Annotated in this window: 22 protein-coding genes; 12 read left to right on the plus strand and 10 right to left on the minus strand. The window is 72.7% G+C overall.

All coding sequences use genetic code 11. The features are described from left to right. Positions 1–86: 86 nt before the first annotated feature. The 6 genes from IEZ27_RS27115 to IEZ27_RS27140 all read left to right on the plus strand — a co-directional run bounded on the left by IEZ27_RS27115 (position 87) and on the right by IEZ27_RS27140 (position 6,046). Positions 87–1,007 (plus strand): DUF3068 domain-containing protein, encoded by a 921-nt coding sequence (locus IEZ27_RS27115; RefSeq protein WP_189649822.1) that lies wholly within the window; start codon positions 87–89, stop codon positions 1,005–1,007. Next, positions 1,004–1,891 carry a decaprenyl-phosphate phosphoribosyltransferase gene (locus IEZ27_RS27120; protein WP_189649823.1) on the plus strand — a complete coding sequence of 296 codons (888 nt, stop codon included), beginning with the start codon at positions 1,004–1,006 and terminating at the stop codon, positions 1,889–1,891. Before IEZ27_RS27115 ends, IEZ27_RS27120 begins: the two co-directional genes overlap by 4 nt. Further along, complete coding sequence (locus IEZ27_RS27125; protein ID WP_189649824.1) at positions 1,888–3,204, plus strand: FAD-binding oxidoreductase; 1,317 nt, start codon at positions 1,888–1,890, stop codon at positions 3,202–3,204. Before IEZ27_RS27120 ends, IEZ27_RS27125 begins: the two co-directional genes overlap by 4 nt. Before the next feature lie 103 nt (positions 3,205–3,307). Further along, a complete protein-coding gene (locus IEZ27_RS27130) occupies positions 3,308–4,048 on the plus strand; it encodes an SDR family NAD(P)-dependent oxidoreductase (RefSeq protein ID WP_189649825.1) in 741 nt (246 codons plus the stop codon). Positions 4,049–4,138: 90 nt separating this feature from the next. Continuing rightward, positions 4,139–5,245 carry a nitronate monooxygenase gene (locus IEZ27_RS27135; protein ID WP_125632250.1) on the plus strand — a complete coding sequence of 369 codons (1,107 nt, stop codon included), beginning with the start codon at positions 4,139–4,141 and terminating at the stop codon, positions 5,243–5,245. Between the two features lie 24 nt (positions 5,246–5,269). Next, positions 5,270–6,046, plus strand: a complete 777-nt coding sequence (locus tag IEZ27_RS27140) for an arginase family protein (RefSeq protein WP_189649826.1) — start codon at positions 5,270–5,272, stop codon at positions 6,044–6,046. Between the two features lie 96 nt (positions 6,047–6,142). Here the strand turns inward: IEZ27_RS27140 and IEZ27_RS27145 are convergent, their stop codons facing one another. Further along, positions 6,143–6,616, minus strand: a complete 474-nt coding sequence (locus IEZ27_RS27145; RefSeq protein ID WP_189649827.1) for a carboxymuconolactone decarboxylase family protein — start codon at positions 6,614–6,616, stop codon at positions 6,143–6,145. A gap of 119 nt (positions 6,617–6,735) precedes the next feature. Further along, entirely contained in the window at positions 6,736–7,545 is an 810-nt protein-coding gene (locus IEZ27_RS27150) for a crotonase/enoyl-CoA hydratase family protein (RefSeq protein ID WP_189649828.1), read from the minus strand. Positions 7,546–7,671: 126 nt separating this feature from the next. Between IEZ27_RS27150 and IEZ27_RS27155 the strand changes: the two genes are divergently transcribed. The 5 genes from IEZ27_RS27155 to IEZ27_RS27175 are packed head-to-tail and all read left to right on the plus strand — an operon-like array spanning position 7,672 to position 13,868. Continuing rightward, positions 7,672–9,222 carry an acyl-CoA synthetase gene (locus tag IEZ27_RS27155; RefSeq protein WP_189649829.1) on the plus strand — a complete coding sequence of 517 codons (1,551 nt, stop codon included), beginning with the start codon at positions 7,672–7,674 and terminating at the stop codon, positions 9,220–9,222. Beyond that, complete coding sequence (locus tag IEZ27_RS27160; protein ID WP_229824377.1) at positions 9,212–10,114, plus strand: Zn-ribbon domain-containing OB-fold protein; 903 nt, start codon at positions 9,212–9,214, stop codon at positions 10,112–10,114. Before IEZ27_RS27155 ends, IEZ27_RS27160 begins: the two co-directional genes overlap by 11 nt. After that, a complete protein-coding gene (locus IEZ27_RS27165; protein ID WP_189649830.1) occupies positions 10,111–11,130 on the plus strand; it encodes a thiolase domain-containing protein in 1,020 nt (339 codons plus the stop codon). The genes IEZ27_RS27160 and IEZ27_RS27165 overlap by 4 nt, the downstream gene beginning before the upstream one ends. Before the next feature lie 3 nt (positions 11,131–11,133). Beyond that, a complete protein-coding gene (locus tag IEZ27_RS27170) occupies positions 11,134–12,282 on the plus strand; it encodes a thiolase domain-containing protein (protein ID WP_189649831.1) in 1,149 nt (382 codons plus the stop codon). Then, positions 12,282–13,868, plus strand: coding sequence for an acyl-CoA synthetase (locus IEZ27_RS27175; RefSeq protein WP_189649832.1), 1,587 nt, complete (start codon positions 12,282–12,284; stop codon positions 13,866–13,868). The genes IEZ27_RS27170 and IEZ27_RS27175 overlap by 1 nt, the downstream gene beginning before the upstream one ends. On the opposite strand, the gene IEZ27_RS27180 is transcribed toward IEZ27_RS27175, so the two are convergent. The 3 genes from IEZ27_RS27180 to IEZ27_RS27190 form a co-directional block, all read right to left on the minus strand. Then, on the minus strand, positions 13,865–19,894 hold the full coding sequence (locus IEZ27_RS27180) for a tetratricopeptide repeat protein (RefSeq protein ID WP_189649833.1): 6,030 nt from the start codon (positions 19,892–19,894) through the stop codon (positions 13,865–13,867). The genes IEZ27_RS27175 and IEZ27_RS27180 overlap by 4 nt on opposite strands. Before the next feature lie 94 nt (positions 19,895–19,988). Continuing rightward, positions 19,989–20,621 carry a LysE family translocator gene (locus tag IEZ27_RS27185; protein WP_189649834.1) on the minus strand — a complete coding sequence of 211 codons (633 nt, stop codon included), beginning with the start codon at positions 20,619–20,621 and terminating at the stop codon, positions 19,989–19,991. Between the two features lie 21 nt (positions 20,622–20,642). Further along, positions 20,643–21,503, minus strand: coding sequence for a LysR family transcriptional regulator (locus IEZ27_RS27190; protein ID WP_189649835.1), 861 nt, complete (start codon positions 21,501–21,503; stop codon positions 20,643–20,645). 111 nt (positions 21,504–21,614) lie between these two features. Between IEZ27_RS27190 and IEZ27_RS27195 the strand changes: the two genes are divergently transcribed. Beyond that, positions 21,615–22,142 (plus strand): cysteine dioxygenase family protein, encoded by a 528-nt coding sequence (locus IEZ27_RS27195; RefSeq protein ID WP_189649836.1) that lies wholly within the window; start codon positions 21,615–21,617, stop codon positions 22,140–22,142. 4 nt (positions 22,143–22,146) lie between these two features. Here the strand turns inward: IEZ27_RS27195 and IEZ27_RS27200 are convergent, their stop codons facing one another. Genes IEZ27_RS27200 through IEZ27_RS27220 form a run of 5 tightly spaced genes read right to left on the minus strand, consistent with a single transcriptional unit; the run spans position 22,147 to position 26,711 of the window. Then, complete coding sequence (locus tag IEZ27_RS27200; RefSeq protein ID WP_125632226.1) at positions 22,147–22,713, minus strand: TetR/AcrR family transcriptional regulator; 567 nt, start codon at positions 22,711–22,713, stop codon at positions 22,147–22,149. Continuing rightward, on the minus strand, positions 22,710–24,965 hold the full coding sequence (locus tag IEZ27_RS27205) for a YhgE/Pip family protein (protein ID WP_189649837.1): 2,256 nt from the start codon (positions 24,963–24,965) through the stop codon (positions 22,710–22,712). The genes IEZ27_RS27200 and IEZ27_RS27205 overlap by 4 nt, the downstream gene beginning before the upstream one ends. Beyond that, complete coding sequence (locus IEZ27_RS27210; protein WP_229824378.1) at positions 24,965–25,534, minus strand: ATP-binding cassette domain-containing protein; 570 nt, start codon at positions 25,532–25,534, stop codon at positions 24,965–24,967. The genes IEZ27_RS27205 and IEZ27_RS27210 overlap by 1 nt, the downstream gene beginning before the upstream one ends. A gap of 56 nt (positions 25,535–25,590) precedes the next feature. Then, positions 25,591–26,232: an alpha/beta fold hydrolase gene (locus IEZ27_RS27215; protein ID WP_189649838.1), complete on the minus strand. Its 642-nt coding sequence runs from the start codon at positions 26,230–26,232 to the stop codon at positions 25,591–25,593. Between the two features lie 5 nt (positions 26,233–26,237). Next, a complete protein-coding gene (locus IEZ27_RS27220; protein WP_189649839.1) occupies positions 26,238–26,711 on the minus strand; it encodes a pyridoxamine 5'-phosphate oxidase family protein in 474 nt (157 codons plus the stop codon). Positions 26,712–26,761 lie beyond the last annotated feature (50 nt).

Below are 26,761 nucleotides of genomic sequence, written 5' to 3' on the forward strand. Positions count from 1 at the left end.
GCAATAACATACCGGCGAGTAGGTAGTTCGTTTCAGTACTTAACCACCCAAACAGGCGTCCGTGCACCTGCGCACATGGAGGGTCCATGAACCGGGTCGTCGTTGGCAGCGTTCTCATCGCCGTCGGGGCATTCCTCATCGTTCTGGCTCCCCTGGTGCGCCTCCAGGTCGCGCCCGCCTTCATGGCCGCCAAGGGCGACCAGTACAGCATCAGCAAGCTGCACGCCACCGGCGCCCAGTACTTCAGCATCCCCGACGGCAAGGTGCTGACCGCCGACCTCGACATCATCGTCACCACGCGCGGCGACGTGAAGGAGGCCAGCGACGACCGCGTCGTCTGGGACGAGTTCACCGCCGTCAACGACGTCACCAACAGCAAGCCCGGCATCAACTTCAGCGAGCGGCGCAGCGCCTTCGACAAGCGCTCCGGCGTCGGGCTCAACTGCTGCGGCGTCAGCATCGACAAGGCCCCGGTCCAGCTCCAGGGGCAGATCTACAAGTTCCCGTTCGACGTGGAGAAGAAGACGTACCTGGTCTTCAACTCCAGCGCGGGCAAGGCGTTCGACGCCAGGTTCGTCGGCGAGGAGCAGGTCAACGGGCTCGCCACGTACAAGTTCGAGCAGACCGTCCCCGAGACCAGGACGCAGACCCTGAACGCGCCCGCCGCCTGGTTCGGCATGGGCACCTCCGGCGACGTGCAGCTGAACCGGTTCTACTCCGGCACGGTCACCTACTGGATCGAGCCCACCACCGGCGCCCCCGTCAAGCAGGAGCAGGTCCGCAACGAGGTGCTCAAGAGCCAGGACGGCATCGAGCGCTCCAAGGCGTTCGTGGCCACCGCCAAGATGACCGACGACACGGTCAAGGGCCTGGTCGACAGCGCCGCCGACGGCAAGAGCCAGATCATGCTGATCAGGACCACCCTGCCGATCGTGCTCGGCGTCGTGGGCGTCGTCCTGCTCCTGGGCGGCCTGCTGCTCGCCCTGCGCGGCCGCCGCGCCGTATGAGCCATGGCGCGGTCGCGCGGCCCTGGTCGCCCGCGCCCGCACTGGCCCTGGCCAGGGCGGCCAGACCGCGACAGTGGCTGAAGAACCTGCTCGTCCTGGCCGCCCCCATGGCGGCCGGGGTGCTCGGGCAGCCGGGCCGGCTGCTCGCCGCGCTCCTGGTCCTCGCCGCCTTCTGCCTGGCCGCCAGCGGCTCCTACCTGCTGAACGACGCCTCCGACGTCGAGGCCGACCGGCTGCACCCGCGCAAGCGGCACCGGCCCGTCGCCTCCGGCGCGGTGTCGGTGCGCACGGCCCGGGTGGCGGGCGTCGTCCTGCTGGTCCTCGCGCCCGCGGTCGCCGCGCTCACCGGCGGCTGGCAGTCACCCGCGGTGGTCGCCGGGTACGTCGCCCTGACACTGGCGTACACGACGTGGCTCAAGCACCAGGAGGTCGTGGACCTCATCGCGGTCGCCGGATGCCACGTGATCAGGGCCTACGCCGGGGCGGTCGCCGTGGGCGTACCGGTGACCGGGTGGTTCCTGGTGGTCGTCTCGCTGGCCGCGCTGCAGCTCGTGGCCGGCAAGCGCGAGGCCGAACTGCGCGCCAGGGGCGTGTCCGGCACGCGGGCCACGCTCGCCGCGTACCCGGCCGCCTACCTGACGCACGTACGGATCATGGCGTCCGGGGCGATGATCGTCACGTACTGCCTGTGGGCGCTGAACGCGCACGATAACGTGTTCTACGGACTCAGCATCGTGCCGTTCCTGCTCCTCGTGCTCCGGCACAACCTGCTCGTCGAGCGGGGGAGCGGGGAGGAGCCCGAGGAGCTGGTGATCCGCGACCGGCCCACCCTCGTCTTCGCCGCCACGCTGGTCGTCCTGGTGGCACTGGGGATCTACGCATGAGCACGTTGCTCACCGGCTGGGGACGCACCTCGCCCACCCCGGCCGACCTGCGGCGTCCCCGTACCCTGGCCGAGCTGCGTGACCTCGTGCTGGCCGCGCCGGGCCGCGGGGTCGTCGCCCGGGGCCTCGGCCGCTCGTACGGCGACGCCGCCCAGAACGCCGGCGGCCTCGTCCTCGACTGCACCGGCCTGGACGACTGGAGCTTCGACGAACGTTCGGGCGTCGTGACCGCCGCGGGCGGGGTCAGCCTGCACGACCTGATGACGGCGCTGGTGCCCCGGGGCTGGTTCGTGCCCGTGAGCCCCGGCACCAGGCACGTCACCGTCGGCGGGGCCGTCGCGGCCGACGTGCACGGCAAGAACCACCACCGCGACTCCTCCTTCGGCGCGCATGTCCGCTCCCTCACCCTCGTGACCGCCGACGGCGCCGCCAGGGTGCTGCGTCCCGGCGACCCGCTCTTCCTGGCGACCGTCGGCGGCATGGGGCTGACCGGGGTGGTGGCGGAGGCGACGTTCGGCTGCGTGCCGGTCGAGACGTCGAGCATGCGGGTGGACGTACGGCGCACCGCCGACCTGGACGAGACCCTCGACGTCATGACCCGCACCGACGACCGCTACCGCTACACGGTCGCCTGGATCGACCTGCTCGCCCGCGGCCGTTCGATGGGCCGCAGCGTCCTGACCAGGGGCGACCACGCGCCCCGCGACACGGGGAAGCCGCCGGTCTTCGCGCCGCGCGCCCGGCTGCACGCGCCGCCGTGGGTGCCGGACGGGCTGCTCAACGGGCTCAGCGTGCGTGCCTTCAACGAGGTCTGGTACCGCAGGGCGCCGCGGAGCGCGACGGTCACGCAGGGCATCGCGCCGTTCTTCCACCCGCTCGACTTCGTCGAAGGCTGGAACCGCATGTACGGCTCGCGCGGCTTCGTCCAGTACCAGTTCGTGGTGCCGTTCGGCGCGGAGGGGACGTTGCGCGGCATCGTCGGGTCGTTGTCGGCGCACGGGACGGTGTCGTTCCTGACCGTGCTCAAGCGGTTCGGTCCCGGTTCGGGCGGTTTTCTGTCCTTCCCCGTGCCCGGCTGGACCCTCGCCCTGGACATCCCCGCCGGTCAGCGCGGCCTGAGCGGGCTCCTGCGCGGCTTCGACGAGCGCGTCGCGGCGGCCGGGGGACGGGTCTACCTGGCCAAGGACGCGCGGCTGCGCGCCGACATGATGGCGGCGATGTACCCGGAACTGGCACGATGGCGGACCATCAGGGACGAGGCCGACCCCACGGGCCTGTTCCGCTCGGACCTGTCCAGGAGACTGCGACTGTGAACCCCAGCACTTCGGCTCGGAGGGCGGCTTCCCTTCGGCGGGCGGCTTCCCTCCGGATCATGGCTTCCCTTCGGAGGGTGCCTTCGCTTCGGGAGGTGGCCGCGTGAGGGACGCGCTCGGGGCCGTGGGCAGCGTGCTGCTGCTGGGCGGGCGCAGCGAGATCGGCATGGAGATCGTCCGGCTGCTGGTCGGGCTCGGCGCGAGCAGGGTGGTGCTGGCCGCCCGGGGCGACCTCGCGCCGCCGGCGGGCCTGGACGCGGAGGTGCACGTCCTGCCGTTCGACGCGCTGGACGTGCGGTCGCACGCCGCCGTCCTGGCCAAGGCCGTGGACCTGGTGGGGGATCTCGACGTGGTGATCTCCGCGTTCGGCGTGCTCGGCAGCCAGGACGACTACGACGCCGACCCGGCCGCCGCCGCCGAGGCCGTCGCGGTCAACTACGGCGGCCACGTCTCGGTGGGCCTGCACGCCGCCCGGGTCCTGCGCGTGCAAGGGCACGGCACCCTCGTGATGCTCTCGTCGGTCGCCGGCGCCCGGGTGCGCAAGGCCAACTTCGTCTACGGCTCGGCCAAGGCCGGGCTCGACGGGTTCGCCCAGGGGCTCGGCGACGCGCTGCACGGTTCGGGCGCGCGCGTGCTGATCGTCCGTCCGGGCTTCGTCGTCGGCCGGATGACGAAGGGCCTGCCGCCCGCGCCCCTGTCCTCGACGCCCCGCCAGGTGGCCCTGGCCACCGTACGGGCGCTGCGGGAGGGGGCGTCGTCGGTGTGGGTGCCGCGCGCGCTCGGGCCGGCGTTCGGGCTGCTGCGCCTGCTCCCGCGGCCCCTCTGGCGCAGGCTGCCGCGCTAGAACCGGTTCCGGTACGCCGGGCCGTACCGACCGAAGGTTCTAGAGTAGAACGCGTTGCAGTTCGGCGGTCGGGCGGCTTATCGTCGGGCCATGCGGACACGTGTCACGGACATGTTCGGAATCGAGCTCCCGATCTTCGCGTTCAGCCACTGCAGGGACGTGGTCGCCGCGGTCAGCCGCGCGGGCGGCATGGGAGTGCTCGGCGCGCTCTACTTCACCCCGGAAGAGCTCGAAACCGAGCTCAAGTGGATAGACGACCACGTGGACGGCAAACCGTACGGGGTGGACGTGGTCATGCCCGCCTCCTACGAGGGCGCCGACTTCGCCCCCGAGGAGCTGGTCGGCCGCCTCCAGGCCATGATCCCCGAGGGCCACCGGGCGTTCGTCGAGAACCTGCTCGGCAAGCACGGCGTCCCGCCCCTGTCGTCCGACGCCGACCCCGGCAGGGTCCTGCTCGGCTGGACGGATGCCACCGCCCGCCCGCAGGTCGAGGTCGCCCTCCGCCACCCCATCGCGCTCCTGGCCAACGCCCTCGGCCCGCCCCCCGCCGACGTCGTGGACCTCGCCCACCGGCACGGCGTCAAGGTCGCCGCCCTCGCCTCGACCCCCCGCCACGCGCTCAAGCAGGTGGAGGTGGGCGTGGACGTCGTCGTCGCCCAGGGCACCGAGGCCGGCGGCCACACCGGTGAGATCTCCACCATGGTGCTCATCCCGCAGGTGGTGGACGCCGTGGACGTCCCCGTGCTCGCGGCCGGCGGCATCGGGAACGGCCGGCAGATGGCGGCCGGCATGGCGCTGGGCGCCGAAGGTGTCTGGACCGGCTCCCTGTGGCTCACCGTGGACGAGGCCGACACCCCCGAGATGGCGAAACGCCGCATCCTGGAGGCCACCTCGCGCGACACCGTGCGTTCCCGGAGCTGGACCGGCAAGCCGGCCCGCCTGCTCAGGAACGAGTGGACCGAGGCGTGGGAGGCGGAGGAGTCGCCCGGGACCCTGCCGATGCCGCTGCAGTTCATGCTCGTGTCGGACGCGCTGCGCCGGATCGGCCGTTCGGACGCCTCCGAGCTGGCCACGTTCCCCGCCGGGCAGGTCATCGGCCTCACCAACCAGGTGCGCTCCACCAAGGACGTGATGTTCGGGCTCGTGGAGGAGTACGCGGAGGCCCTGGAACGCCTCGACCGGATCACCCAGGACTGATCGTCCGGCTGTTACCGTTGGGGGGTGTCGGTCCTGTATGTGCCGTACCACCTCGATGAGCACCAGCCTGATCTCAACGTCCCGCTGCCCGGTGACGTCCCCGTCGCCGAGTTCGCCGTGGAGCTGCCCGGACCCGACGTCTGGTCCCGCCTCGGGCAGCTCTACGACGCCGTCGCCGCCGCCGTCGAGCGGACCGTACGGGCCGGGACCCTGCCCGTCGTGGTCTCCGGCGACTGCACGGTGTCGATCGGCATGACGGCGGGGCTGCAACGCGCCGGGCTCGACCCCTCGATCGTCTGGATCGACGCCCACGGCGACCTCCAGACGCTGGAGACGACGCCGTCCGGCTACCTCGGCGGCATGGCGCTGCGTTTCCTGCTCGGCTACCGGCCCGACCACGTCGCCGACCGGCTGGCCCTGCGCCCGCCGGCCGAGGAGCGCGTACTCCTCGTGGACGCCCGCGACCTCGATCCGCCCGAGGCCGACTACCTGGCGTCGTCGGGCGTGAGCCGGTCGGGCCTCGACGCGCTGACGCCCGAGACCCTGCCGCCCGGTCCGATCCTGCTCAACCTCGACCTGGACGTCCTCGACCCGTCCTGCCTGCCGGGGCTGAGGTACCCGGCGGCGGACGGGCCCGGCGTCGCGGCCCTGCTGCGGGCCACGCGCGTGGTGCTGGACAGCGGGCGGCTCGCCGCCCTCAACCTCGCCTGCACCTGGCATCCGGGCCGTACGGACCCGGACGGCATCCGCGAACACCTGGTGACGACGATCCTCGCCGACCTGCGAGCCAAACAGGTCTGAGCACCCCGCCGACCCGATCCGTGCACCCCGCCGCCCCGGCCCCCGCGCCCCGGCCCCACCGACCCGGCCCCCGCGCCCCGTCCCGCCGTTCCTGCGTCAGTCGAACATGCCGGGCTGGTAGCCGCCCGCCGGCTGCTGGGTGATGACGTTCACCCGGTTGAAGGCGTTGATGAGGGCGATGAGGGACACCAGCGCGCCGAGCTGCTCCTCGTCGAAGTGCTTGACCGCGTTCGCCCAGACCTCCTCCGGCACCCCGCCGGCCGCGTCGGCGCTGCGGGTGCCCTGCTCGGCCAGCTCCAGCGCCGCCCGCTCGGCCTCGGTGAACACCGTGGCCTCCCGCCACGAGGCGACCAGGTTGAGCCGCACCGAGGTCTCCCCGGCGTGCGCCGCGTCCTTGGTGTGCATGTCGGTGCAGAAGCCGCACCCGTTGATCTGGCTGGCACGGATCTTCACCAGTTCCTGCGTCGCGATCGGCAGTGTCGAGCCGGTGATGATCTTGTTCGAGCTGATGAGGTGCTTCAGCACCTTGACCGTGACCTGGTTCTCGAACAGGTTCATGCGAGCTTCCATGATGCGCTCCTTGCCGTGGTTCGCTGCTTCCACCTCTCTGACGGGACAGCTCACGACTTCATGACAGGAACGGATGTGACATGCGTCTCCCTGCCGCGCATCCGGACGGCGAGGAGAGGTCAGCGGCCTTCGTAGCGGGGTGGGCGCTTTTCGCGGAAGGCGCGGGTGCCCTCCTTGGCGTCCTCCGAGCCGATCACCGGCCATCCCAGCTCGTCCGACACCTTCAGCGCCTCCGGCTCCGGCATTCCCAGCGTGTCCCGGTACGTCCGAAGGATGGCCTGCACCGCCAGCGGCCCCGAGCTCGCGATGTCCTCCGCCAGTTCCCGGGCCGTGGCCAGCGCCTGCCCGTCCGGTACGACCCGGTTGACCAGCCCCATCGCCAGAGCCTCGGCCGAGGTGACGGAACGGCCGGTGAGCAGCAGGTCCATCGCGTGGCAGTACGGGATCTGCCGGGGGAGCCGCACCGCGCAGCCGCCCATCGGAAAGAGTGCGCGTTTGGCCTCGAAGAGCCCCAGGGTGGCCGATTCCGCCACGACCCGCAGATCCGTCCCGACCAGCAGCTCCGTACCGCCGGCCACCGCATAGCCCTCGACAGCGCTGATGATCGGCTTTGTCGGCAAATCCTCCCTTAAAAGCCCTTTCCAGTGAAAATTCGGGATCTGGGCGGCCCTTGCTTGGACCTCCGGATCGGTCGAGGGTTGGCCCATGGCCTTGAGGTCGGCCCCGGCGCAGAACGTCCCTTCCGCCCCGGTCAGGATCGCGACCCGGATCGACGGCTCGGCCGACGCGTACGCCCACGCCGAGGCCAGCCCGATCAGCATGTCCGAGGAGAGGGCGTTGCGGGCCTCCGGCCGGTTCATCGTGACGGTCAGGACGTGGCCGTCGCGTTCCACCCGGCAGTGCGGGGTGCTGATCGGCAGAAGCTCCATGTACGCCTCCCAAGTCCCAGAAGCTACTGAATCAAGCGCTTGCTACGAACTTTACCCGCGGGATACGCTCCCCACAGCAAACGAGAACAAGTTCCTGTTTTGCTACGCCTGAGCTGAGGAGATCAGATGGGCACGCTCGGTTTCTGGAGGCTGGCGCAGGCGGATCCCGAGTGGATCGCGGCCGTCGACCCCGACGGCACGGAGCACCGCGCGGGTGACCTCCTGGCCCGCTCGAACCGCCTCGTCCACGGGTTACGCGAGCTCGGCCTCCAGCCGGGCGACGGCATCTGCGGCCTGGTCCCGAACGGCGCGGACGGCCTCGTCCTCTATCTGGCCGCGCTCCAGGCGGGCTGGTACTACACGCCGATCAACTGGCATCTCACCGGTCCCGAGATCGGCTACATCGTCTCCGACAGCGAGGCCAAGGCGTACTTCGTCCATCCCAGGTTCCTCCAGGAGGGCGTCAGGGGAGCCGAGGCGATCGAGCCGCACCGCCGCTTCCTCCTCGGGGACGGCAAACAGGACGGCTTCCGCCCGGCGGCCGAGCTGACCGACGGGCAGCCGGACACCGCGCCGCCCGACCGTACGGCCGGGGCCACCATGCACTACACCTCCGGCACCACCGGCAGGCCCAAGGGCGTCAGGCGCACGCTGAGCGGCCTCGACCCCGACGACGGCGCCGAGCTGATGACCTTCCTCCTCGGCCTGTTCGGCATCACGGCCGGACCACCCAACGCGCACCTGGTCACCTCCCCGAGCTACCACACCGCCGTCACGCAGTTCGGCGGCAGCGCGCTGCACATGGGCCACACCCTCGTCTACATGGACAAGTGGGACGCCGAGGACACGCTCCGGCTGTGCGAGCGCTACCGCGTCACGAACTCCCACCTGGTCCCCACGCACTTCAAGCGCCTGCTCGCGCTCCCCGAGCCCACCAGGGCCGGGTACGACCTGTCCTCGCTCAAGTGGATGATCCACGCCGCGGCCCCCTGCCCGGTCCCGGTCAAATGGGCGATGTTCGAGTGGTGGGGCGACTGCATCTACGAGTACTACGCGGCCACCGAGGGCGGCGGCACCCTGGCCACGCCCGAGGGCTGGAAGTCCCACCCGGGAACGGTCGGCTCCGCCTGGCCGATCAGCGAGCTGCTGATCGCGGACGACCAGGGCGAACCCGTACCGACCGGCAGCCCCGGGACGATCTACATGAAGATGATGGGCGTGCCCTTCGAGTACAAGGGTGACCCCGCCAAGACCGCCGCGAACCGGCTCAAGGACTACTTCACGGTCGGCGACATCGGATACCTGGACGAGGACGGCTTCCTCTTCCTCTGCGACCGCAAGGCCGACATGATCATCTCCGGCGGGACGAACATCTACCCGGCCGAGATCGAGAACGAGCTCATGGTCCACCCCAAGGTCGCGGACGTGGCCGTGTTCGGCATCCCGGACGACGACTGGGGCGAGCAGATCAAGGCCGTCGTCGAGCCCGCGCCGGGGATCGCGCCCGGCCCCGAGCTCGCGGCCGAGCTGATCGCCTCGCTGGAGGGCCGCCTGGCCCGGATGAAGTGGCCCAAGAGCGTCGACTTCATCGCGGAGATGCCCCGCGAGCCCAACGGCAAGCTGCTCAAACGCAAGCTCCGCGCACCGTACTGGGAGGGTCACGACCGTGCCATCTGACGATCCGCTGGTCGCCCGGCATGTCCTGGAGTTCCCCGGCGGCTACACCCGGACGACCGGGCCGGTGATCGGGCGTTTCCTCACCGAGTTACGCGGCCGCCGCATCGTGGGAGTGCGTACGAAAGAGGGCAAAGTCCTCGTGCCGCCCCTCGAATACGACCCCGCCACCGGCGAACCCGTCACCCCCGAGTACGTCGAGGTCGGCCCCGCCGGCACGGTCACCTCCTGGGCCTGGGTGCCCGAGCCCCTGCCTGGCCACCCGCTCGACCGCCCCTTCGCCTGGGCCACGATCCTGCTGGACAGCGCCGACACCGCCCTCGTGCACGCCGTGGCCGCCGACGACCCCAAGGCGCTGTCGAAGGGCTCCCGTGTCTGGCCGGTCTGGCGCGACCGGCCCACCGGCCACATCACCGACATCGCCCACTTCGCGCCCGAGGTCACGAAGATCGTGTCCAACGTGCGCGCAGAGTACCGCCTCCAGGCCGGCGGCTCGCTCCGCGTCTTCCTGGAGGGCGTCGAACGCGGCGTCTTCCTGGGCGGACGCTGCGACCAGTGCGCCAAGGTGTACGTGCCGTACCGGATGTCCTGCCCCCAGTGCGGAAGCCTGATCGCGGACACGCTCGAAGTGCCCGACACCGGCACGATCACCACGTTCGCCATCAACAACCTGCCGGATCCGCGTGCTCCGGAAGTGCCGTTCGTCTCCGCCTACATCCTGCTCGACGGCGCCGACATCCCCATGATCGCCTTGATCGGGGACGTACCCGCACACGAGGTGCGCCAGGGCATGCGGGTCAGGGCCGTGTGGGTGCCCGAGGAGGAACGGACCAAGTCCATGGCGAACATCCGCTGGTTCGCCCCCACCGGCGAGCCCGACGTGGAGCTGTCATGAGAGAGGTCGCGATCGTCGCGTTCGCGCAGACCCGCCACACCGACCACGACACCGGGCTCACCGAGCCCGAACTGATCCTGCCCGTGATCAGCGAGGTCAAGGAGCGGACCGGGTTGACCAGGTTCGGCTTCACCTGCTCGGGGAGCTGCGACTACCTGGCGGGCGCGCCGTTCTCGTTCGTCAGCGCGCTCGACGCGCTCGGCGCCTGGCCGCCCATCTCCGAGAGCCACGTCGAGATGGACGGCGCCTGGGCCCTGTACGAAGCCTGGGTACGCCTCCAGCACGGCGACATCGACTCGGCCCTGGTCTACGGCTTCGGCAAGTCGTCGCTCGGCGACCTGCGCACGATCATGACGCTCCAGCTCGACCCCTACTACCTCGAACCCCTCGGCCTCGACCAGCTCTCCCTGGCCGCACTCCAGGCGAACGCGCTCGACGCGGACAGAAAGGACCTGGACGAGATCGTCCGGAGATCCCGGGCGGACGGCAGGAGCAACCCGTACGCGCTCGACCTGCCCGATCCGGACGGCGAGGACGTCGCGGTAGGACCGCTCAGGAAGACGGACGTGCCGCCCGTCACGGACGGCGCGGCGGCGATCGTGCTCGCCACGGACGAACTGGCCCGGCGGCTCACCAGCCGGCCCGCCTATATCAGGGGCATCGCCCATCGCATCGAGCCCCACTACCTGGGCGTGCGGGACCTGGCCCGGTCGGCGTCCGCGGCGGACGCCGCACGTGCCGCGGGGGTCGGCAAGGGGCCGGTCGAGGTGGCCGAGCTGCACGCCCAGTTCCCGCACGAGGAGCTCATCCTGCGCCAGGCGCTGGAGCTGGGCGGCGACACCGTGATCAACCCCTCCGGCGGCCCGTTGGCCGCCAACCCCGTCATGGCCACGGGACTCATCCGCATCGGCGAGGCCGCGCGGCACATCCTCGACGGCGGCGCGAGCCGCACCGTCGGGCACGCCGCCGGCGGCCCCTGCCTTCAGCACAACCTCGTCACGGTCCTGGAGGCGTGAACCATGGGTAACCGGTGTGCGGTGATCGGGGTCGGGCAGACGCGCTACACCACCAAACGCAGGGACGTCTCCATCGCGGGCCTGGTGCGCGAGGCGGCGCTGCGGGCCCTGGAGGACGCCGGGCTGACGTTCAAGGACATCGACGCCGTCGTCGTCGGCAAGGCGCCCGACCTGTTCGAGGGCGTGATGATGCCCGAGTCGTACCTCGCCGACGCGCTCGGCGCGGCGGGCAAGCCGATGATGCGGGTGCACACCGCGGGCAGCGTCGGCGGCTCGACGGCGTTGGTCGGCGCGAGCCTCATCCAGGGCGGCGTGCACGAACGGGTGCTCGTCGTGGCCTTCGAGAAGCAGTCGGAGTCCAACGCGACCTGGGCGCTGTCCACGCACCTGCCCTTCAGCGCGTCGCTGGTGGTCGGCGCGGGCGGCTACTTCGCGCCGCACATCCGCGAGTACATGCGCAGGTCCGGCGCCCCCGGCCACATCGGCACGCTGGTCGCCGTCAAGGACCGGCTGAACGCGCTGAAGAACCCCTACGCCCACCTGCGGATCCCCGGCATCGACCAGAAGATGGTCGAGTCCACGCCGATGCTCTGGGAGCCGATCCGCTACCTGGAGACCTGCCCGTCCAGCGACGGCGCGTGCGCGATCGTGCTGGCCGCCGAGCACAAGGTCACCGGCGTACCCGCCTGGGTGCACGGCACCGCCATGCGCTCGGAGCCGATCTTCCGCGCCGGCCGCGACACCGTCAGCCCGCAGGGCGGCAAGGACTGCGCCGCCGACGTCTACCGCCAGGCCGGCGTCACCGACCCGCGCCGCCAGATCGACGTGGCCGAGGTGTACGTGCCCTTCTCCTGGTACGAGCCGATGTGGCTGGAGAACCTCGGTTTCGCGGCGGAAGGCGAGGGCTGGAAGCTGACCGAGTCCGGCGCCACCGCGCTCGACGGCGACATCCCGTGGAACGCCTCGGGTGGCGTGTTGTCGAGCAACCCGATCGGGGCCTCGGGACTGATCAGGTTCGCCGAGGCCGCCTTGCAGGTGCGCGGCCAGGCGGGCGAGCACCAGGTGGACGGCGCCCGTACGGCGCTCGGCCACGCCTACGGCGGGGGAGCCCAGTTCTTCGCGATGTGGATCGTCGGACGGGAGAGACCCTGATGGAGTTCAACCACGCGGACCTGTTCGAAGGACTCGCCGACGCGATCGGGGACCGCACGGCCGTCGTCTGCGGCGACGACCGGCGCACCTACGCCGAGCTGGACGCCGAGGCCAATCGGCTCGCCCACTACCTCACCGGGCTCGGCGTGCGGCCGGGCCAGCACGTCGGGCTGCACCTGTACAACGGCGTGGAGTACCTGGCCGGGCTGCTGGCCGCCCTCAAGATCCGGGCCGTGCCGATCAACGTCAACTACCGGTACGTCGAGGCCGAGCTGCTCTACCTCTACCAGGACGCCGACCTGCGCGCGCTGATCTACGACGTCGAGTTCGACCCGCGCGTGGCCGCCGTCGTGCACCGGGCGCCGCTGCTCGACCACCTGATCGCGGTCGGGGGCGAGCCGTCGATCGCCTCGGCCGTGCCGTACGCGGCGGCCCTGGAACGCGGCCACCCGGAACGCGGCTTCGCCCCCCGCACCGGCCAGGACGTCTACATCATCTACACCGGCGGCACCACCGGCATGCCCAAAGGCGCGATGTGGCACATCGAGGACCTGTTCATGGCCTTCGGCGGCGGCAACCCGTACGGCGAGCCGCGCGCCACCCCGCAGGAGGTCGTGGACGAGGCGGTCAAGGCCGGCCCCATGGTCATGATGGCCACCTCGCCGCTCATGCACGGGGCCGCGCAGATGGCCACGTTCATCAGCTGGTGGATGGGCGGGACGATGGTGCTCGTGCCCAGGTTCGACGCGGGCGAGGTGTGGCGGGCGGTCGAGCGCGAGCGTGTGTTCACCATGAGCATCACCGGCGACGCCATGGCCAGGCCCCTGGCCGAGGCGCTGGAGACGGGCTCGTACGACCTGTCGTCGCTGCTCGTGGTCAGCTCGACCGGCGCGATCCTGAGCGGCGCGGTCCGCGACCGGCTCCAGGGTCTGCTGCCCAACATCATGATCATGGACAGCTTCGGCTCGACCGAGTCCGGGTACACCGCCTCGGCGCTGCCCGGCTCCACACCCGAGACCGGGCTGCGCTACCAGCCCAACCCGTCGGCCAGGATCAGCGTCCTGGACGAGCGGGGACGTCCCGCCCCGCCCGGTTCCGGGCAGATGGGGACGGTCGCCAGGTCCGGGCGGGTGGCGTTCGGCTACTACAACGACCCGGACAAGTCGGCGCGCACGTTCGTCACGGACGCCGACGGCACCCGCTGGCTGCTCACCGGCGACCTGGCCACCGTGGACGCCGACGGCACGGTGCACGTGTACGGCCGCGGCTCGCAGTGCATCAACACCGGCGGCGAGAAGGTGTTCCCCGAGGAGGTCGAGGCGGTGCTCAAGGGCCACCCGGCGGTGTTCGACGCGGTGGTGACCGGCGTGCCGGACGACCGGTGGGGGAGCAGGGTGGCGGCCGTGGTCGAGCCGCGCCCCGGTGTTGAGGTGACGGCCGCCGAGCTGGACGCCCACTGCCGGGGATCGTTGTCGGGGTACAAGGTGCCGCGTTCGTACGCGTTCGTGAAGGAAATGGTGCGTTCGCCCGCGGGCAAGGCCGACTACCGGTGGGCCAGGGAGACGGTCGAGGCGGCCGACGCCTAGATCGTCCGGAGTTCGTTCGCCAGTTGGGCCGTCTCCTCGCGCCTGCCCGACTTCTCCAGCAACCTCAGCCGGGCACGCAGCACGTCGCGAAGCAGCTCGGTCAGCTCGCCGTTGCCCTTCGGGGTGCCGTTCGGGGGGCCGCCGTCCGTGAGGAGGCCGCGCAGCAGGCCGTGGGCGACCCGCAGCGCGGTGTCGGCCGCGTCGCCCCGGCCCAGCTCCTCCTGGCAGAAGCCGAGCCGGGCATGGGCGACGGCGCCGGACGGCTCGTCGCCGACCACCTGGGTGGCACGGTGGAAGACCAGGCTCGCCTCCAGCGGGCGGCCCGACTCCATCAGGGCGTCGCCCAGCATCAGCATGGCCCGGGACAGCAGGCCGCCGAGCAGGGGGTTCGCGGAAGCGTGGCGTTCGAGCGCGGCGACGGCCTCGCGCAGCGGCCCCACCGCCTCAGCCGGCTGGTCGCGCAGGCTGAGCGCGGCGGCCAGCGTCAGCCCGGCGCCCGCCCGGCTGACGTGCAGCGCCTCGGCGTTCATGCCCGTCGTCAGCAGTTCGTCGTAGATCGCGATGGCCTCGCGGGCCCGCTCCTCGGCCTCCTCCGCCGCGCCGGGGCGCAGCAGGGGCAGCAGCTCCGAGCTCTGCGCCAGCGAGTCGGCCAGGATCGCCCGGTACGTCAGCTCGCCCGGCGCGCGCCTGGCCAGCCGGATCAGCTCCTCGGCCAGCGCGCCCGCCTCCCGCGTCTCGCCCAGCATCATGTGGCACCTGACCAGGCGCTGGACGGCGAGGGCATGTCTGAGCGTGCGCGGCGGATGGCCGGTGGCGGCGATCCTGGCGTACTCGGCGGCCTCCTCGGGACGCCCGGCGGCCAGCAGGTCGTCGGCGATCGTCCCGGCCACCTCGGCGGCGGCCGCGGGCCGCGCGAGCCGGACGTAGAGCCGTACGGCCTCCACCAGGTGGGCCAGCGCCTCCTGCGCCCTGCCGGACGCGCGCAGCACCTGCCCGCGCACCTGGACCGCCTGCGCGCGCACGCCGAGCAACCCTGCCTCGCCGCCCTGCTCGGCCGCCGCGCGTTCCTGCTCGGCCAGCGACCAGGTCACCGCCTCCAGCGCGGCCTGCGGGCGGTCGAGGACGGCCAGGGCCGCGCCGAGCTGCGCGTACGTGACGGCGGCGAGGGCGGGCTCGTCCAGCTCGTCGCAGAGGTCGGCGGCGCGTTCGGTGTGGGCCAGCGCCTCCACCGCGCGCCCGGCCTCCAGCAGCTTGGCCGCGTACCTGTTCAGCGTCTCGGCCAGCGCCCGCCCGTCCTCGGACAGCAGGTCCACGGCCTGTTCAAGGGCGGGCAGACCGGCGTCGCCGAGCCCGGCCAGCGCCAGGCCCAGGGCGTGCCGGTGGCGGGCGTCGGCCGCGGCCAGGCCCTTGTAGAGGCGTACGGCCGGCGCCGCCGTCACGCCGGTCAGCATCAGGCAGCGGCCGAGCCGGTCGTGCAGCCGCGGGTGCTCACTCACCGGCGCCTCCCGCTCCAGCGCCTCGGCGAACGCCGCGAGCTGCGGCAGCAGCCTGGCGGCCGTACGGGCGGTGACCGCGCGCAGGTGGGCCGACAGCTCGTCCACGACCTCGGTGAGCACGTCGGCGTGGGGGAGCGGACGTACCCGCAGGAGCTGGGCGTACAGGTCGGTTCCGGCCGTCGGGCCGTGCCCGGTGACGCGGAGCCGGGCCAGGCGGGCCAGCGCGCGTACGTGCACGCCGGTCAGGTCGCGGGTGAGCGGGCCCTCCTCGGCCATCAGGGCGCTGCCCTTGGCCAGCTCCGCGGCGGCGAGGTCCCGTTCGCCCAGGCCGGCGTGGCACAGGCCGCTGAGCTCCAGGCAGGTGGCGGTGAGCCGGCGGGTACGCTCGGGCGGCTCGGGCACCAGGATGTCGAGCGCGCGGGTGACCGATTGGAGCGCTCCTGTCACGTTCCCGGCGGCCAGGCGGAGGCCCGCGTGCAGGCGCAACGCCCCGGCGAGCGCGACCGGTGACTCCAGGCGTTCGGCCACCAGGCCCTCGCACAACGCGACCAGCCGTTCCGCGGCGGCGTCGGCGTCGTCCGGACGGCCGCCCGCGCGGTCCAGCGCCACGACCTCCAGGACGAGCAGCTTGGCCAGCTCCTGCTGTACTACGAAGCTGGTCTCGGCCTGCGGTCCGTACGACTCGACGGCGGTCCGCAGGTGCGGCAGCGCCTCCTGGTGGCGGCCGAGCCCGACGAGCGTACGCCCGAGCGCCCCGGCGACCGCGCCCGCCGGCACCACCGGCGGCCGGTCCGGCACGGAGGCCTGTCGCAGCAGCTCGGCGGCCTGGGTCGCGAGCACGAGACCGTCGTGCACCCGGCCCGCGTCGGCCCAGGTCCGGGCCAGGGCCGCCTGCGCGAAGACGTACGCGTGCACCCGCGTGTCCCCGACCTCCCCTTCCCGCGCCTCCCCGCCGTCGGACTCCGGGGAGGTGAGGCCTGCCTGCTCGGCGGTCGCGGCCTCGACCGCCGCCCGCTGGTCGGCGAGGTGGCGTTCGGCTCTGGCCACGTCGGGGGGCGGGGTGATCAGGGCCAGCATCCAGGGCTGCTCGGCCTCCCGGGCGGCGGTGGCCGGACCGCTCGCCGGCTCCTGCGCGGCCCGGACCTCCTCGCGATGGCGCAGGCAGGCCGGGTCGTCACCGCTCAAGGCGTCGTACAGACCGGCCGCGGCCGTCAGATGGGCACGGGCGTCGGCGGGACGGCCGAGCTCGGCCAGACAGAGCCCGAGCAGGTGCCCGGACCGGGCCTTCGCCGCGTCGTGCGGTGCGGCCAGCGCGGCGGCCAGGATCGCGGCGTCCTGGAGCGGGTCGAGCGCCTCCCGGGGCCGGCCGTCGGCCAGCAGCAGTTCGCCCAGGTCCAGGAGCTGGGCGGCCAGAGCCGGACGATGTTCGTCGGGTTCGAGCGCCACGAGCGCGCGCAGGCTCCGCACCGCCTCGGCGGCGAACCGCTCGGCCGGGTCGAGGTCGTCCAGGTCGCGGTGCAGCCGGGACAGCAGGCCGGCGGCCTCGGCCAGCATCGACCGCAGGCCCGGCTCCTCGCCGGCCAGGCCGCGCAGCCGTACGACGGCTTCGGCGGCCGGGGCGACGGCCTCGGACGTCCTGCCGTGGTCGCCGAGCCACGTGGCCAGCAGGCACAGGCGGTGGGCCAGGTCCCGATCGGTCGGGGCCAGGCCCTTCACGGCGGCGGTGGCGGTGGCGGCGAGACAGGCGGCCAGCTCGGGCAACGCGCCCGGATCGGGCACGGCGAGCGGCGGCACCGGCGCAGGCGTCCCCCTGACCACCGCAACCGCACCCCCCTCCGGAGACCCGCCGTCGTTTCCTGGGGATGGCTTACGCACCGGCTCCTGAGGGCCGACGACGAGGATGCCTGCCAGGGCCGCGGCGAACGTGTCGTCGCCGCCCGCCCCCTCGAACGCCTCCACGGCCTCGGCCGGTCGGCCCGTCTCCAGCAGCGCGCACGCCAGGTTGTGGTACGCCTGTGCCGCCTGGACCGCGTACCGGGGGGCTTCCTCGGCCAGGATGCGGAACCGGGTGGCGGCCTCCTGGGCGGGTCTGAGCGCGCTGCCGGGTTCGCCCGCGAGCAGCAGGCATGCCCCCAGCGTGAACAGCGCCTCCGCGTGCCCGGCCGCCTCCTCGTACGGGGGAGCGGCGGCGAAGATCTCCACGGCCTCGGCGGCGGCCACCACGGCCTCACCCACCCGGCCCACGTTCGCCAGCCGGGCCGACAGGCGGGCCAGCGCCCCCGCCAGCGCGGTACGCCTGCCCCCCTCTCTGAAGTGCCGTACGGCCAGCTCGGCCAGCGTCACCTCAAGGGCCCGCAACCCGAGCGGCGCCTCTACCCGCCCGCCTACCGCCCGACAGGCGGGCAACTCACCCACGATCCGGGTCGGCGGGCGGTCGGCGGGCAGCAGCGACAGGGCCGCGTTGAGCAGGTCGCCGAGGCGTGTGGCGGGGTTCGCCGTCGCCTCCGCGACCAGCATCCCGATCCTGGACGTCACCAGCACCCGCAGCGCCCGTCCCACCTCCGGCCGCCCCGCGCCCAGGCGGAGCACGTCGAGCATGCGCACCAGATGCCCGGCCGAACGCCGTTCGTGGTCGTGCAGGGCCAGGACCAGCGTGTCCAGGTCGTCGGTCTCGGCGAGCGCCTGTTCGGCCACGAGGTCCGGGCCCAGCGGGCACAACCGGTCCACGCCCGGGAAGATGCGCCCCAGCCAGTCCGCGACGACCGCCGTGGCCTGGGCGTCGCCGTGCAGTCCGGGCACGGCCGACAGCAGGACGGGCAGCTCGGCGGGGGTGGGGGCGGTGAGCGTGAGCAGGGCGACGGCCTGCCGGGCGGTGGTCTCGTCCACTTGTTCGCGGCCGGTGGGCCAGACCGTGGCCCACTGGTCGCGTTCGCGGTCGAGGAAACGGCTGAGCAGCTCCTCGCCGCCGGTCGCCGTACCACGCGCCCGCCCGCCGCCCGGATGGAAGGCGTTCCAGGCCGTACGCGGCCCCGCGGCCGAAGGTCCGGTTCGGGGAGGTGGGGTTGGGTCTGGCATGGTTCGGTAGGGAGGGGTGCCGATGCCGCTGCCTGGAAGGGCGCCCTGGACCGTGGGGGCGGGCAGGAGCTCGGTCTCGCCGCCGCGCAGCCGCAGCAGGGCCGCCAGGTGGACGCGGAGCGGCAGGCCGTACTCGGGGTCGTCCAGGCGCGGCGGCGTGGGGAGCGCGGCTCGGCTCGGCGCGAACGCCTTCATCGCCGTGAACGCGTGCTCGGTGCGTTCGTTCAGGGTGAGCGGGTGCTGGTTGAGCTGGACGGTCGTGGTGTTGAGCCGGCGCAGCCAGCCGCCCGACGCCGTGTCCAGCCGCCGCCACCAATCCGCCTCGCCGGGCTCGCGGGCCAGCAGCAACACCCGTACGCGGGGGTTGTGCCCGTGTTTGGCCAGCCGTCGTACCAGCTCGCCCACCAGCGGCGCGGACGGTTCCGGCGACTCCATGACCACCAGCGAGGGGCGTACCGCCTCCAGGATCGCCGCCGGGCCGCCGGGCGGGTCGGACAGGGTGGCGAGCGCGGTGTCCAGGGGCAGGAAACCGGCGTCCCAGCCCGCTTCCCGCAGCTCCTCGCACAACTCCCCGGCCAGCCGCGTACGGCCGGTGCCGCCGCGTCCGGTCAGCACCGCGACCGACAGCGCCGCCGGTTCCCCCGCCCATGCCCGCAGCGCCGCGAGCTGCCCGTCCCGCCCCGCGTACGGCACCACGGCGTGCCGCGGCAGCAGCAACCGCCAGTCGGGGCAGTCGGACGGCAACGGCTCCCGCGCCGGCAGCAGCAGCCCGGACAGGACCACTCGGACATCGTCGGCGCGCACCCGCTCCGGCGGCCCCGGCGGCGCCCCGGTCAACTCCCTGAACCGGTCATCGGCCAGCAACACCCCCACAGGCACCGCGACCAGCCGCCGCCCGGCGGCCCCGGAGAGCGCGGGGGTGGTGGTGACGACGGCGGCGAGGTGGCCGGTGGGGTCGGTCAGCACGGCGGATCCCGGCAGGCCCGCCCACACCTCCGCCGCGACGGCGTCGGGCGAGGGGCTGAGCACGTCCATGGACAGCGTCCGTGCCGCGGGGCTCGTCGGGGCCGCGGCCACGCCGGACAACACCCGTACGTCACGGAACCCCGACCGCCGCCGCACCTGCGGGAACCCCATGGCCACGCACGGCACCCGCGCACCCGTCAGGACGGCCCACCGGACGTGGTCGATGCCCGGGACGTCGCCCCACAGCGGCTCGGCCACCCGCAGCAGCGCCACGCCGTGTCCACACCAGACCTGCTCGGCCGCCGCCCACCGGGACGACCACAGCGGGCGTACCTGGCAGGGTGTCCCGGGGTCGGCCACGAGGGCCGAGGTCAGCACGAGGTCGACGCCGATCACATGTCCGGATCCGGTCACGCCGACCACGTCGTCGTGACCCGAGTAGACCTCGACGACCCGTTCGAGGCCGAGGCGGTGCGGTGGCGCGTGCATGGATCCGCCTAGCTGCTACGTCCTGCTACGTCCCGGCTTGTCGTCCCCCGATTGATCTCACTATCGCATTATGAGCACGAAATCTCCTGGCTTGTCATGCCTTCTCAGTGGTGAGCCAGGCGGCCAATCCCAGGTACACCACGCCGCTGCCCACGTCGAGCCCCCGCCGCACTCGTACGGACCTGCGCAGCCGCCCGGCGAGCGCCGACGACAGCAGCGCGTACGTGCCGTCGCTGGCCATCCCCAGCACCAGCCACGCCACGCCGAGCACCAGGATCTGCGGCCCCACGGGCCCCGCGGCGGGGTCGGTGAACTGCGGCAGGAACGCGAGGAAGAACACGGCCGTCTTCGGGTTGAGCACGTTCACCACGAACCCCTCCCAGAACAGCCGCCTCCTGGACTGCACCTGCAACTCGACGACCTCCTCGGCCTCGCCGCCGCGGCGGCGGATCAGCTTGCGCAGGCCGAGCCAGAGCAGGTAGGCCACGCCGACGTACTTGACGACCGTGAACGCGGTCGCCGAGGCCGCGATCAGCGCGCTGATGCCCAGGGCCGCCGCGGCGATGTGGACCAGAGACCCGAGGTGCACGCCGAGCACCGAGATGAACCCGGCCGACCGGCCCTGGGCGACGCTTCTGGTGACGATGTAGAGGACCGCCGGCCCAGGCACGATCAGGAGCGTGAGCGTGGCCGCGCAGAAGAGCGCGAGCTTTGCGATGTCTGGCATGTGCTCATCGTAAGAATGGCGTCAAAGGCTTTCCGCGAGGGCTTCGAGCAGGGCGCCGGTGGCCGGCGGGTGGGGCGGTTCGCCGTAGACGGCGGCGTAGACGTGCCTGGTGGACCCGGGCACCCGGGTCATCTCGACCTCGGGGTTGCGGTGGGCGCTGAGCGCCAGGCCGGGCAGCACGGTCATGCCCATGCCGGCCGCCACGAGCGCCTGCACGGCCACGATGTCGTCGCTGGTGAACGAGATCCGCGGCTCGAACCCGGCCTTGGCGCAGATGTCGAGCAAATGGCTGCGGCAACGGTCGCAACCGGCGATCCAGGGCGAGTCGGCATGGTCGGCCAGCGTGCCGCCTGCCCCGGGGGAGACCAGGTAGCTGGGGTCGTCGAGGAGATGGATCAGGTGCAGGCCGGCGTCCTCGGGGGCGGTGTCGTCGTACCGGAACATGACCGCGACGTCGACGCGGCCGGCGCGCAGCAGTCGCAGGGCCTCGGGCGGCTCGGTCTCGGTGAGCTGGAGGCGCAGGCCGGGGTGGGCGGCGGAAAGGCGGCGGGCGGCGGCCGGGACGAAGGTGCCGAGCGCGGAGGGGAAGGCGGCCAGGCGGACGCGGCCCTCGCGCAGGCCCACGTGGGCGGCCAGTTCCTCGGCCGTGGCGTCGAGCCGGCCGATGATGTCGGCCGCGCGGTCGGCCAGCAGCCGGCCCGCCTCGGTCAGCCGGATGCCGCGGCCCACCCGTTGGACGAGCTTGGCGCCGGTCTCGGCCTCCAGCCGGGCCAGGTGGTGACTGATGGACGGCTGGGAGTAGTGGAGCTCCTTGGCGGCCGCGGTGAGCGACCCCTTGCGGGCGACCGCGACGAGGACGCGGAGCCGGGCGACGTCGAGCATTCATCAATCGTATCTATTGATAGGCCAGAAGACTTCTGTTGGACCTATCGATAGCGATGGGCCACCGTAGGAAGGGAAGGCGAATTGTCGGCTTTTTCCTAGGGAGACGCCATGAACATGGTCGCGACCACAATGAGGCCCGGACTCGACGTGCTGGTGTCCGGCATCTCGGAGATCGTGGGCCGGGGACTCGTCGCCCGGGAGACCGCGTTCGCCGTCGCCGACCTGCTCCGCGACCGGCTGCCCGGCCTGGACGTCCTCACCCCCGAGGAACGGCTCGGCACGCCCGACCGCTACACCAGCCACCTGCTGCACGCCCAGGACGAGTTCTCGATCGTGGCCGTCGTGTGGCGTCCGGACCAGTACACGGTGATCCACGACCACGTCTCGTGGTGCACGTTCGGCATCCTGAGCGGCATCGAGCACGAGACCCTCTACCGCGACATGGGCGACCACCTGGTGGAGATCGGCCGTGCCGACAACCGGCCGGGCGAGGTCAGCGGGTTCGCCCCGCCCGGGGACATCCACATGGTGCGCAACACCAGCGACGAGGTCGGCGTCTCCCTCCACGTGTACGGCGCCGACGTCGGCAAGCTGGGCAGCAGCGTGCGCCGCGTCTACGAGCTGCCGGTGCGCTGACGCCTCACCTGATGCGGCCGTGGAGCAGCTCGACCAGGGTCTGGTGGGTCTGCTCGATCGGCCGCTCGGGATAGAGGGCACGGCGTTCGATGGCGACCGTCAGCACCATGCCGAACAGGGCCGTCGCCGCCGTCTCCACGTCGAGGTCGGCCCGGATCTCGCCGGCGGCCGCCGCCCTGCGCAGCACGGCCGCGTACACGCCGAGCGCGCTCTCGCGCAGCCGCGCCACCGCCTCCTGCCAGGCGGTACGCCACATCTCGGCCAGCAGCACGCGGGCGAACGGGCCGTGCTCCTCGAAGAAGCGGAGCTGGCCGAGCACGACGGAGTCGAGGGCCGCCACGCCGCTCTCCCCGGTGTCGGCGGCGGCCAGCGCGCCCGCCAGCCGTTCGATCGAGTGGTCGAGCAGCGCGGAGAACAGGCCCTCCTTGCTGCCGAAGTTGTAGAACACGGTGCCCTTGGCCACCCCGGCGCGCTCGGCGATCGCGTCGACCGTGGTGGCCGAGTAGCCCTGCTCGGCGATCAGCTCCACCGCCGCCGTGAACACCTTCAGCCGGGTGTCCTGCCTGCTCACAGCGACAGCTCGGGGTGGAGGCGCTTCATGGACCAGACCCGGCCGCGCTCCACCGCGAAGGTGGTCAGCGCGAGCCCCAGCACGAGGAATGCGGACAGCACGCCGCAAGCCTGCCACACCACGGTCAGATCGCCGCCACTGATCAGCCTGCGCAGCGCCGAGACGACCCAGCTCATCGGCAACCACGGCGAGATCGTCTGGAAGAAGCCGGGCGAGGTCTCGATCGGGTACGTCCCCGCCGCCGAGGTGAGCTGCAACATCAGCAGCGCCAGCGCCACCACCCGGCCGGGCGGCCCGAGCAGCGCGTTGACCGCCTGCACCACCGCCAGGAACGCGGCCGCCGCCAGCAGCAGCAGCCCGATCACCCCGAGCCAGTGCGCCGCCTCCAGCCCGAGCGCGAACCGCAGCACCGCCGCCAGCACCCCGACCTGGGCCGCGCCCAGCGCCGCCGCGGGCAGCCAGCCCGCGAGCGCGATGCGCAGCGCGCCCGTGGTCCCGGCCAGCCGCCGCTGGTTCAGCGGCTTGAGCACCATGAACGCGATCATCGCGCCCACCCACAACGCCAGCGGCAGGAAGAACGGCGCGAAGCCGGTGCCGTAGTTGGGGACCTCGTTGTCGACCGTCTTGGCCAGCCGCACCGGGTCGCTCATCACGTCGGCGCGGGCGGCGCGCTGTCGCGCGTCGTAGTCGGGGATCTTCTCCGCGCCCTCGCCGAGCCCGCCGGCCAGGTCCTTCGAGCCCTTGGCGAGCTGGTCCATGCCCTTGTCCACCTGGCCGGCGCCGTCGTGCAGCCGGTCGACACCGGCGTGCAGGGTGCTCGCGCCGTCGCCCAGCCTGACCAGGCCGCCGCCGAGCTGCCCGAGGCCGCTGGTGACCTTGGCCGAGCCGTCGTGCAGCTTGGTCGCGCCCTGGTAGAGGGTGCCCGCGCCGGTGCCGGCCTTGGCCAGGCTCGCGTCCACGGTCGCGGCGCCGGCGGCCAGCTTGGCCAGGCCGTCGTCCAGGGCGTTCACCTGGGTTCTGACCTGGTCGACCTTGGGGCCGATCTGCGGGGCCACGGCGGCGATCTTCCTGGCGTTCCTGGCCAGCGCGCGGGCCTGGGCGGACAGGTCGGAGGCGCCGCTGCTGCCCCCGGTGTCCACCGAGCCGGCCTGCTCGGCGGCGCGTTCGGCGGCGTTCGCCGCGCTGCGCAGGAGGGAGCGCAGCTCGGGGTCGGCGTCGGCACCGAGGCGGTCGAGCGCGGCCTGGGCCTGGGAGGCGGCCTCCCGGGCGCTGCCCGCCGCGCGGGTCGCGCCGGTGCCCTTGCCGCCGCCGTCCGCCAGCCGATCGGCGGCCGCGGCCACCTCCTCGGCCGCGTCCGCGACCTTCGGGCCCCACTCGTTCAGTACGGGCACGTACTTGTCGGCGAGCTGGTTGACCGCGCGGGTCTGGGTGTGGACCTGGCCGGCCGCCTCGCGGGTGCCCTTCCGCAGCTCGGAGGTGCCCTCGCGGCGGAGCTTGCGCAGGCCGTCCCGCAGCTCGCCGATGGCCTGCTGCGCCTTCCCGATGCCGCCGGTGACCTGGGCCGAGCCCGCGCGCAGCTTGCCGGTGGCGGTGTTGGCGCTGTTCAGGCCGACGGAGAGCCGCTGGGCGCCGTTCTCGGCGGTGCCGAGGCCGGAGTTGAGCTTGGAGACGCCGTCGCCGGCCTTGACCGCGCCGTCGTGCAGCTTGCCGGCGCCGTCGGCGGCCTCGGTGGTCGCCTCGTGGATGTCGCCGATCGAGACGAAGACCTTGTCGAAGTAGTCGTGGATGGCCGTGCGCTCGGCGGCGGCACGTACCTCGTTGAAGACGGCGTCGGAGATGCTGCCGACGATGTAGCTGCGGCCGGTGTCCACGCGCAGGCCGAGCTGGGCCGGGGTCGGCGTGGTGGCGTCGTCGGAGGGGGAGGCCAGGCGGGCGCTGAAGTCGGCGGGCACGGTGAGCGACAGGTAGTAGCTGCCGTCGGCCACGCCGTCGGCGGCCTCGCGGGCCGTGGCCTCGTGCCAGGCGAAGGTGTCGCGTTCGCGCAGCTCGTCGGCGAGGTCCTGGCCGGCGTGCAGGGGCTTGCCGTCGACCGCGGCCGGGCGGTCCTCCATGACCAGCGCGACGGGCACCCGGTTCAGATTGCCCTGCGGGTCCCAGAACGACCACAGATACAGTCCGGCGTACAGAAGTGGCAACACGATCACCGCCGCCAGCGCCGCCCGGGTCAACCGGGACCGCAACATGCCCTTCATCACAGCTCCACGAGGTGGTCGTAGCGGGCGGGCGGGCGTACGCAGCTCGCGACCACGGCCGTGCCGAGGTCACCGCCGAGGTCGCGCAGCAGGTCCCACAGCCCTCGTACGTGGTCGTCGGGCAGACCGGCGTCCACGTTGTCGGCGAGGATCACCGCGGGCTCGTCCAGCAGGGCCAGGGCGACGCCGAGGCGCACCTGCTGCTCGCGGTCCAGCTCCCGCACCGGCGTCGTGTCCGGCACCGCGAACCCCGTCCGCTCCAAAGCTTCCTGGTACGGCTTGCGCCTGCGCTCACGCAGGTGCTCCTTGACCGTCAGCGCCCTGTCGAGATCCGTCACGCCGTCCACCAGCGCGAGCGCCGCCACCTTGCGGACGGCGCGCGGCCTGGTGTGCCCGGCGACGGCGAGCGTGCCCGTCGTCGGCCTCATCCGCCCGGCCAGCGTGAGCAGCAGGCTCGTACGCCCGCTGCCCGCCGGGCCCGCGACCGCCGTGAGCGTGCCGGGGCCCGCCTTCAGCGAGACCTCCGGATACACCCCCTTGAGCGACAACCCCACGGCGACGATCACCACGACCCCATCTCTTGAACTGACCAGTCAGTACAAAAGATAGCCCATGGCGCAGCTGGTCAGGTTGTGAGATACGCCTCTAGGCGTTCGGCCAGCTCCTCCGGGCGCGCCAGCATGACCATGTGGCTGCCGCCGATCTCGTCCGGCGTGACGCCGAGCCGGTCGCGCACCACCCGCCGCATGAACTCCGGCGGGAAGAACCGGTCGTCCCGGCAGAGCAGGAACCTCGTCGGCACGTCGGGCCAGGCCGTGCCCGGCCACGGCTCGGCGGACGACTTCTCCGCCTGCGGACGCCCCCTGCGCAGCCCCTCCTCGGCCAGCTCCGCCGGGACGTCGTGCATGAACTGGGCGACGAGGTCCAGGTCGGAGCCCTGGAAGCCGGTGTTGGCCCACCACTCGCCCGGCGGCTCGCCGGGGACCGGGATCATGGCCGTGACCAGTACGAGCAGCTTCACCGGCAGTCGGTCGCAGACCAGCGGGGCGACGAAACCGCCCCACGAGTGGGCCACCACGACCAGGTCGTCCGCCGCGCCGACGGCCTGCGCCACCGTGTCGGCGTAGTCGGCCAGGCCGGCGGAGTCGTCCTCGATCGGCAGGTCGACGGCCACCGTGCGGTGGCCCCGGGCGCGCAGCTCGGACTCGACCAGATGCCAGTCCCACGCGGAGCTGCCGCCGCCGTGGATCAGCGCGAACGTCGCCATCCGCGTCACCCCCTCGTCAGTGCGCCGGGCAGGCGCGTCTGGAAGTCGAGCACGCCCGCCCACGTGGGGCGGACGGCGATGCGGCCCATCCTGACGCCGGGGCGGTCGGCCGCCTCGACGTTCTTCGTGCCCTGCTCCTCGCCGTAGTAGCGCCGGTGGGCCGCGGCGTACTCGGGCAGGATGCCGTCGACCTCGGTGATCTCCGCCCGGCCCCGGATCAGCAGCACCTCGGGCGGCGGCCCGGGGACGTCGATGGTGATCGCGAGGTCGGGACGCTCGCGCAGGGCGCCGAGCTTGGCCGACCCGCTGAAGGTGGGCAACACGATCTCCTCGCCGTTCCAGTGGAACAACATCGGCAACACGCGGGGCGTGCCGTCGCGGGCGACGTACGCGACCCTGGCCAGCTCGGACGAGACCAGCAGCCCGCGCGCGACCGGATGGCCGAGCAGGCGAAGGTCGCCCTGCGGCAACTCGCTCATGGCTCTTGCTCCCTTCGTCGATGGTCCTAAACTAGTACCAGCTAGTCCTG

Origin of the sequence: Nonomuraea spiralis (genome assembly GCF_014648435.1) — a bacterium.
In the GTDB taxonomy this organism is placed as follows: domain Bacteria; phylum Actinomycetota; class Actinomycetes; order Streptosporangiales; family Streptosporangiaceae; genus Nonomuraea; species Nonomuraea spiralis.

Excerpts from the sequence above, each read along its gene's own strand:
- IEZ27_RS27115 (WP_189649822.1), top strand. The coding sequence starts at position 87 with ATGAACCGGGTCGTCGTTGGCAGCGTTCTCATCGCCGTCGGGGCATTC.
- IEZ27_RS27120 (WP_189649823.1), top strand. The coding sequence starts at position 1,004 with ATGAGCCATGGCGCGGTCGCGCGGCCCTGGTCGCCCGCGCCCGCACTG.
- IEZ27_RS27125 (WP_189649824.1), top strand. The coding sequence starts at position 1,888 with ATGAGCACGTTGCTCACCGGCTGGGGACGCACCTCGCCCACCCCGGCC.
- IEZ27_RS27135 (WP_125632250.1), top strand. The coding sequence starts at position 4,139 with ATGCGGACACGTGTCACGGACATGTTCGGAATCGAGCTCCCGATCTTC.
- IEZ27_RS27145 (WP_189649827.1), bottom strand. The coding sequence starts at position 6,616 with ATGGAAGCTCGCATGAACCTGTTCGAGAACCAGGTCACGGTCAAGGTG.
- IEZ27_RS27150 (WP_189649828.1), bottom strand. The coding sequence starts at position 7,545 with ATGGAGCTTCTGCCGATCAGCACCCCGCACTGCCGGGTGGAACGCGAC.
- IEZ27_RS27155 (WP_189649829.1), top strand. The coding sequence starts at position 7,672 with ATGGGCACGCTCGGTTTCTGGAGGCTGGCGCAGGCGGATCCCGAGTGG.
- IEZ27_RS27165 (WP_189649830.1), top strand. The coding sequence starts at position 10,111 with ATGAGAGAGGTCGCGATCGTCGCGTTCGCGCAGACCCGCCACACCGAC.
- IEZ27_RS27170 (WP_189649831.1), top strand. The coding sequence starts at position 11,134 with ATGGGTAACCGGTGTGCGGTGATCGGGGTCGGGCAGACGCGCTACACC.
- IEZ27_RS27175 (WP_189649832.1), top strand. The coding sequence starts at position 12,282 with ATGGAGTTCAACCACGCGGACCTGTTCGAAGGACTCGCCGACGCGATC.
- IEZ27_RS27180 (WP_189649833.1), bottom strand. The coding sequence starts at position 19,894 with ATGCACGCGCCACCGCACCGCCTCGGCCTCGAACGGGTCGTCGAGGTC.
- IEZ27_RS27185 (WP_189649834.1), bottom strand. The coding sequence starts at position 20,621 with ATGCCAGACATCGCAAAGCTCGCGCTCTTCTGCGCGGCCACGCTCACG.
- IEZ27_RS27190 (WP_189649835.1), bottom strand. The coding sequence starts at position 21,503 with ATGCTCGACGTCGCCCGGCTCCGCGTCCTCGTCGCGGTCGCCCGCAAG.
- IEZ27_RS27195 (WP_189649836.1), top strand. The coding sequence starts at position 21,615 with ATGAACATGGTCGCGACCACAATGAGGCCCGGACTCGACGTGCTGGTG.
- IEZ27_RS27205 (WP_189649837.1), bottom strand. The coding sequence starts at position 24,965 with ATGAAGGGCATGTTGCGGTCCCGGTTGACCCGGGCGGCGCTGGCGGCG.
- IEZ27_RS27215 (WP_189649838.1), bottom strand. The coding sequence starts at position 26,232 with ATGGCGACGTTCGCGCTGATCCACGGCGGCGGCAGCTCCGCGTGGGAC.
- IEZ27_RS27220 (WP_189649839.1), bottom strand. The coding sequence starts at position 26,711 with ATGAGCGAGTTGCCGCAGGGCGACCTTCGCCTGCTCGGCCATCCGGTC.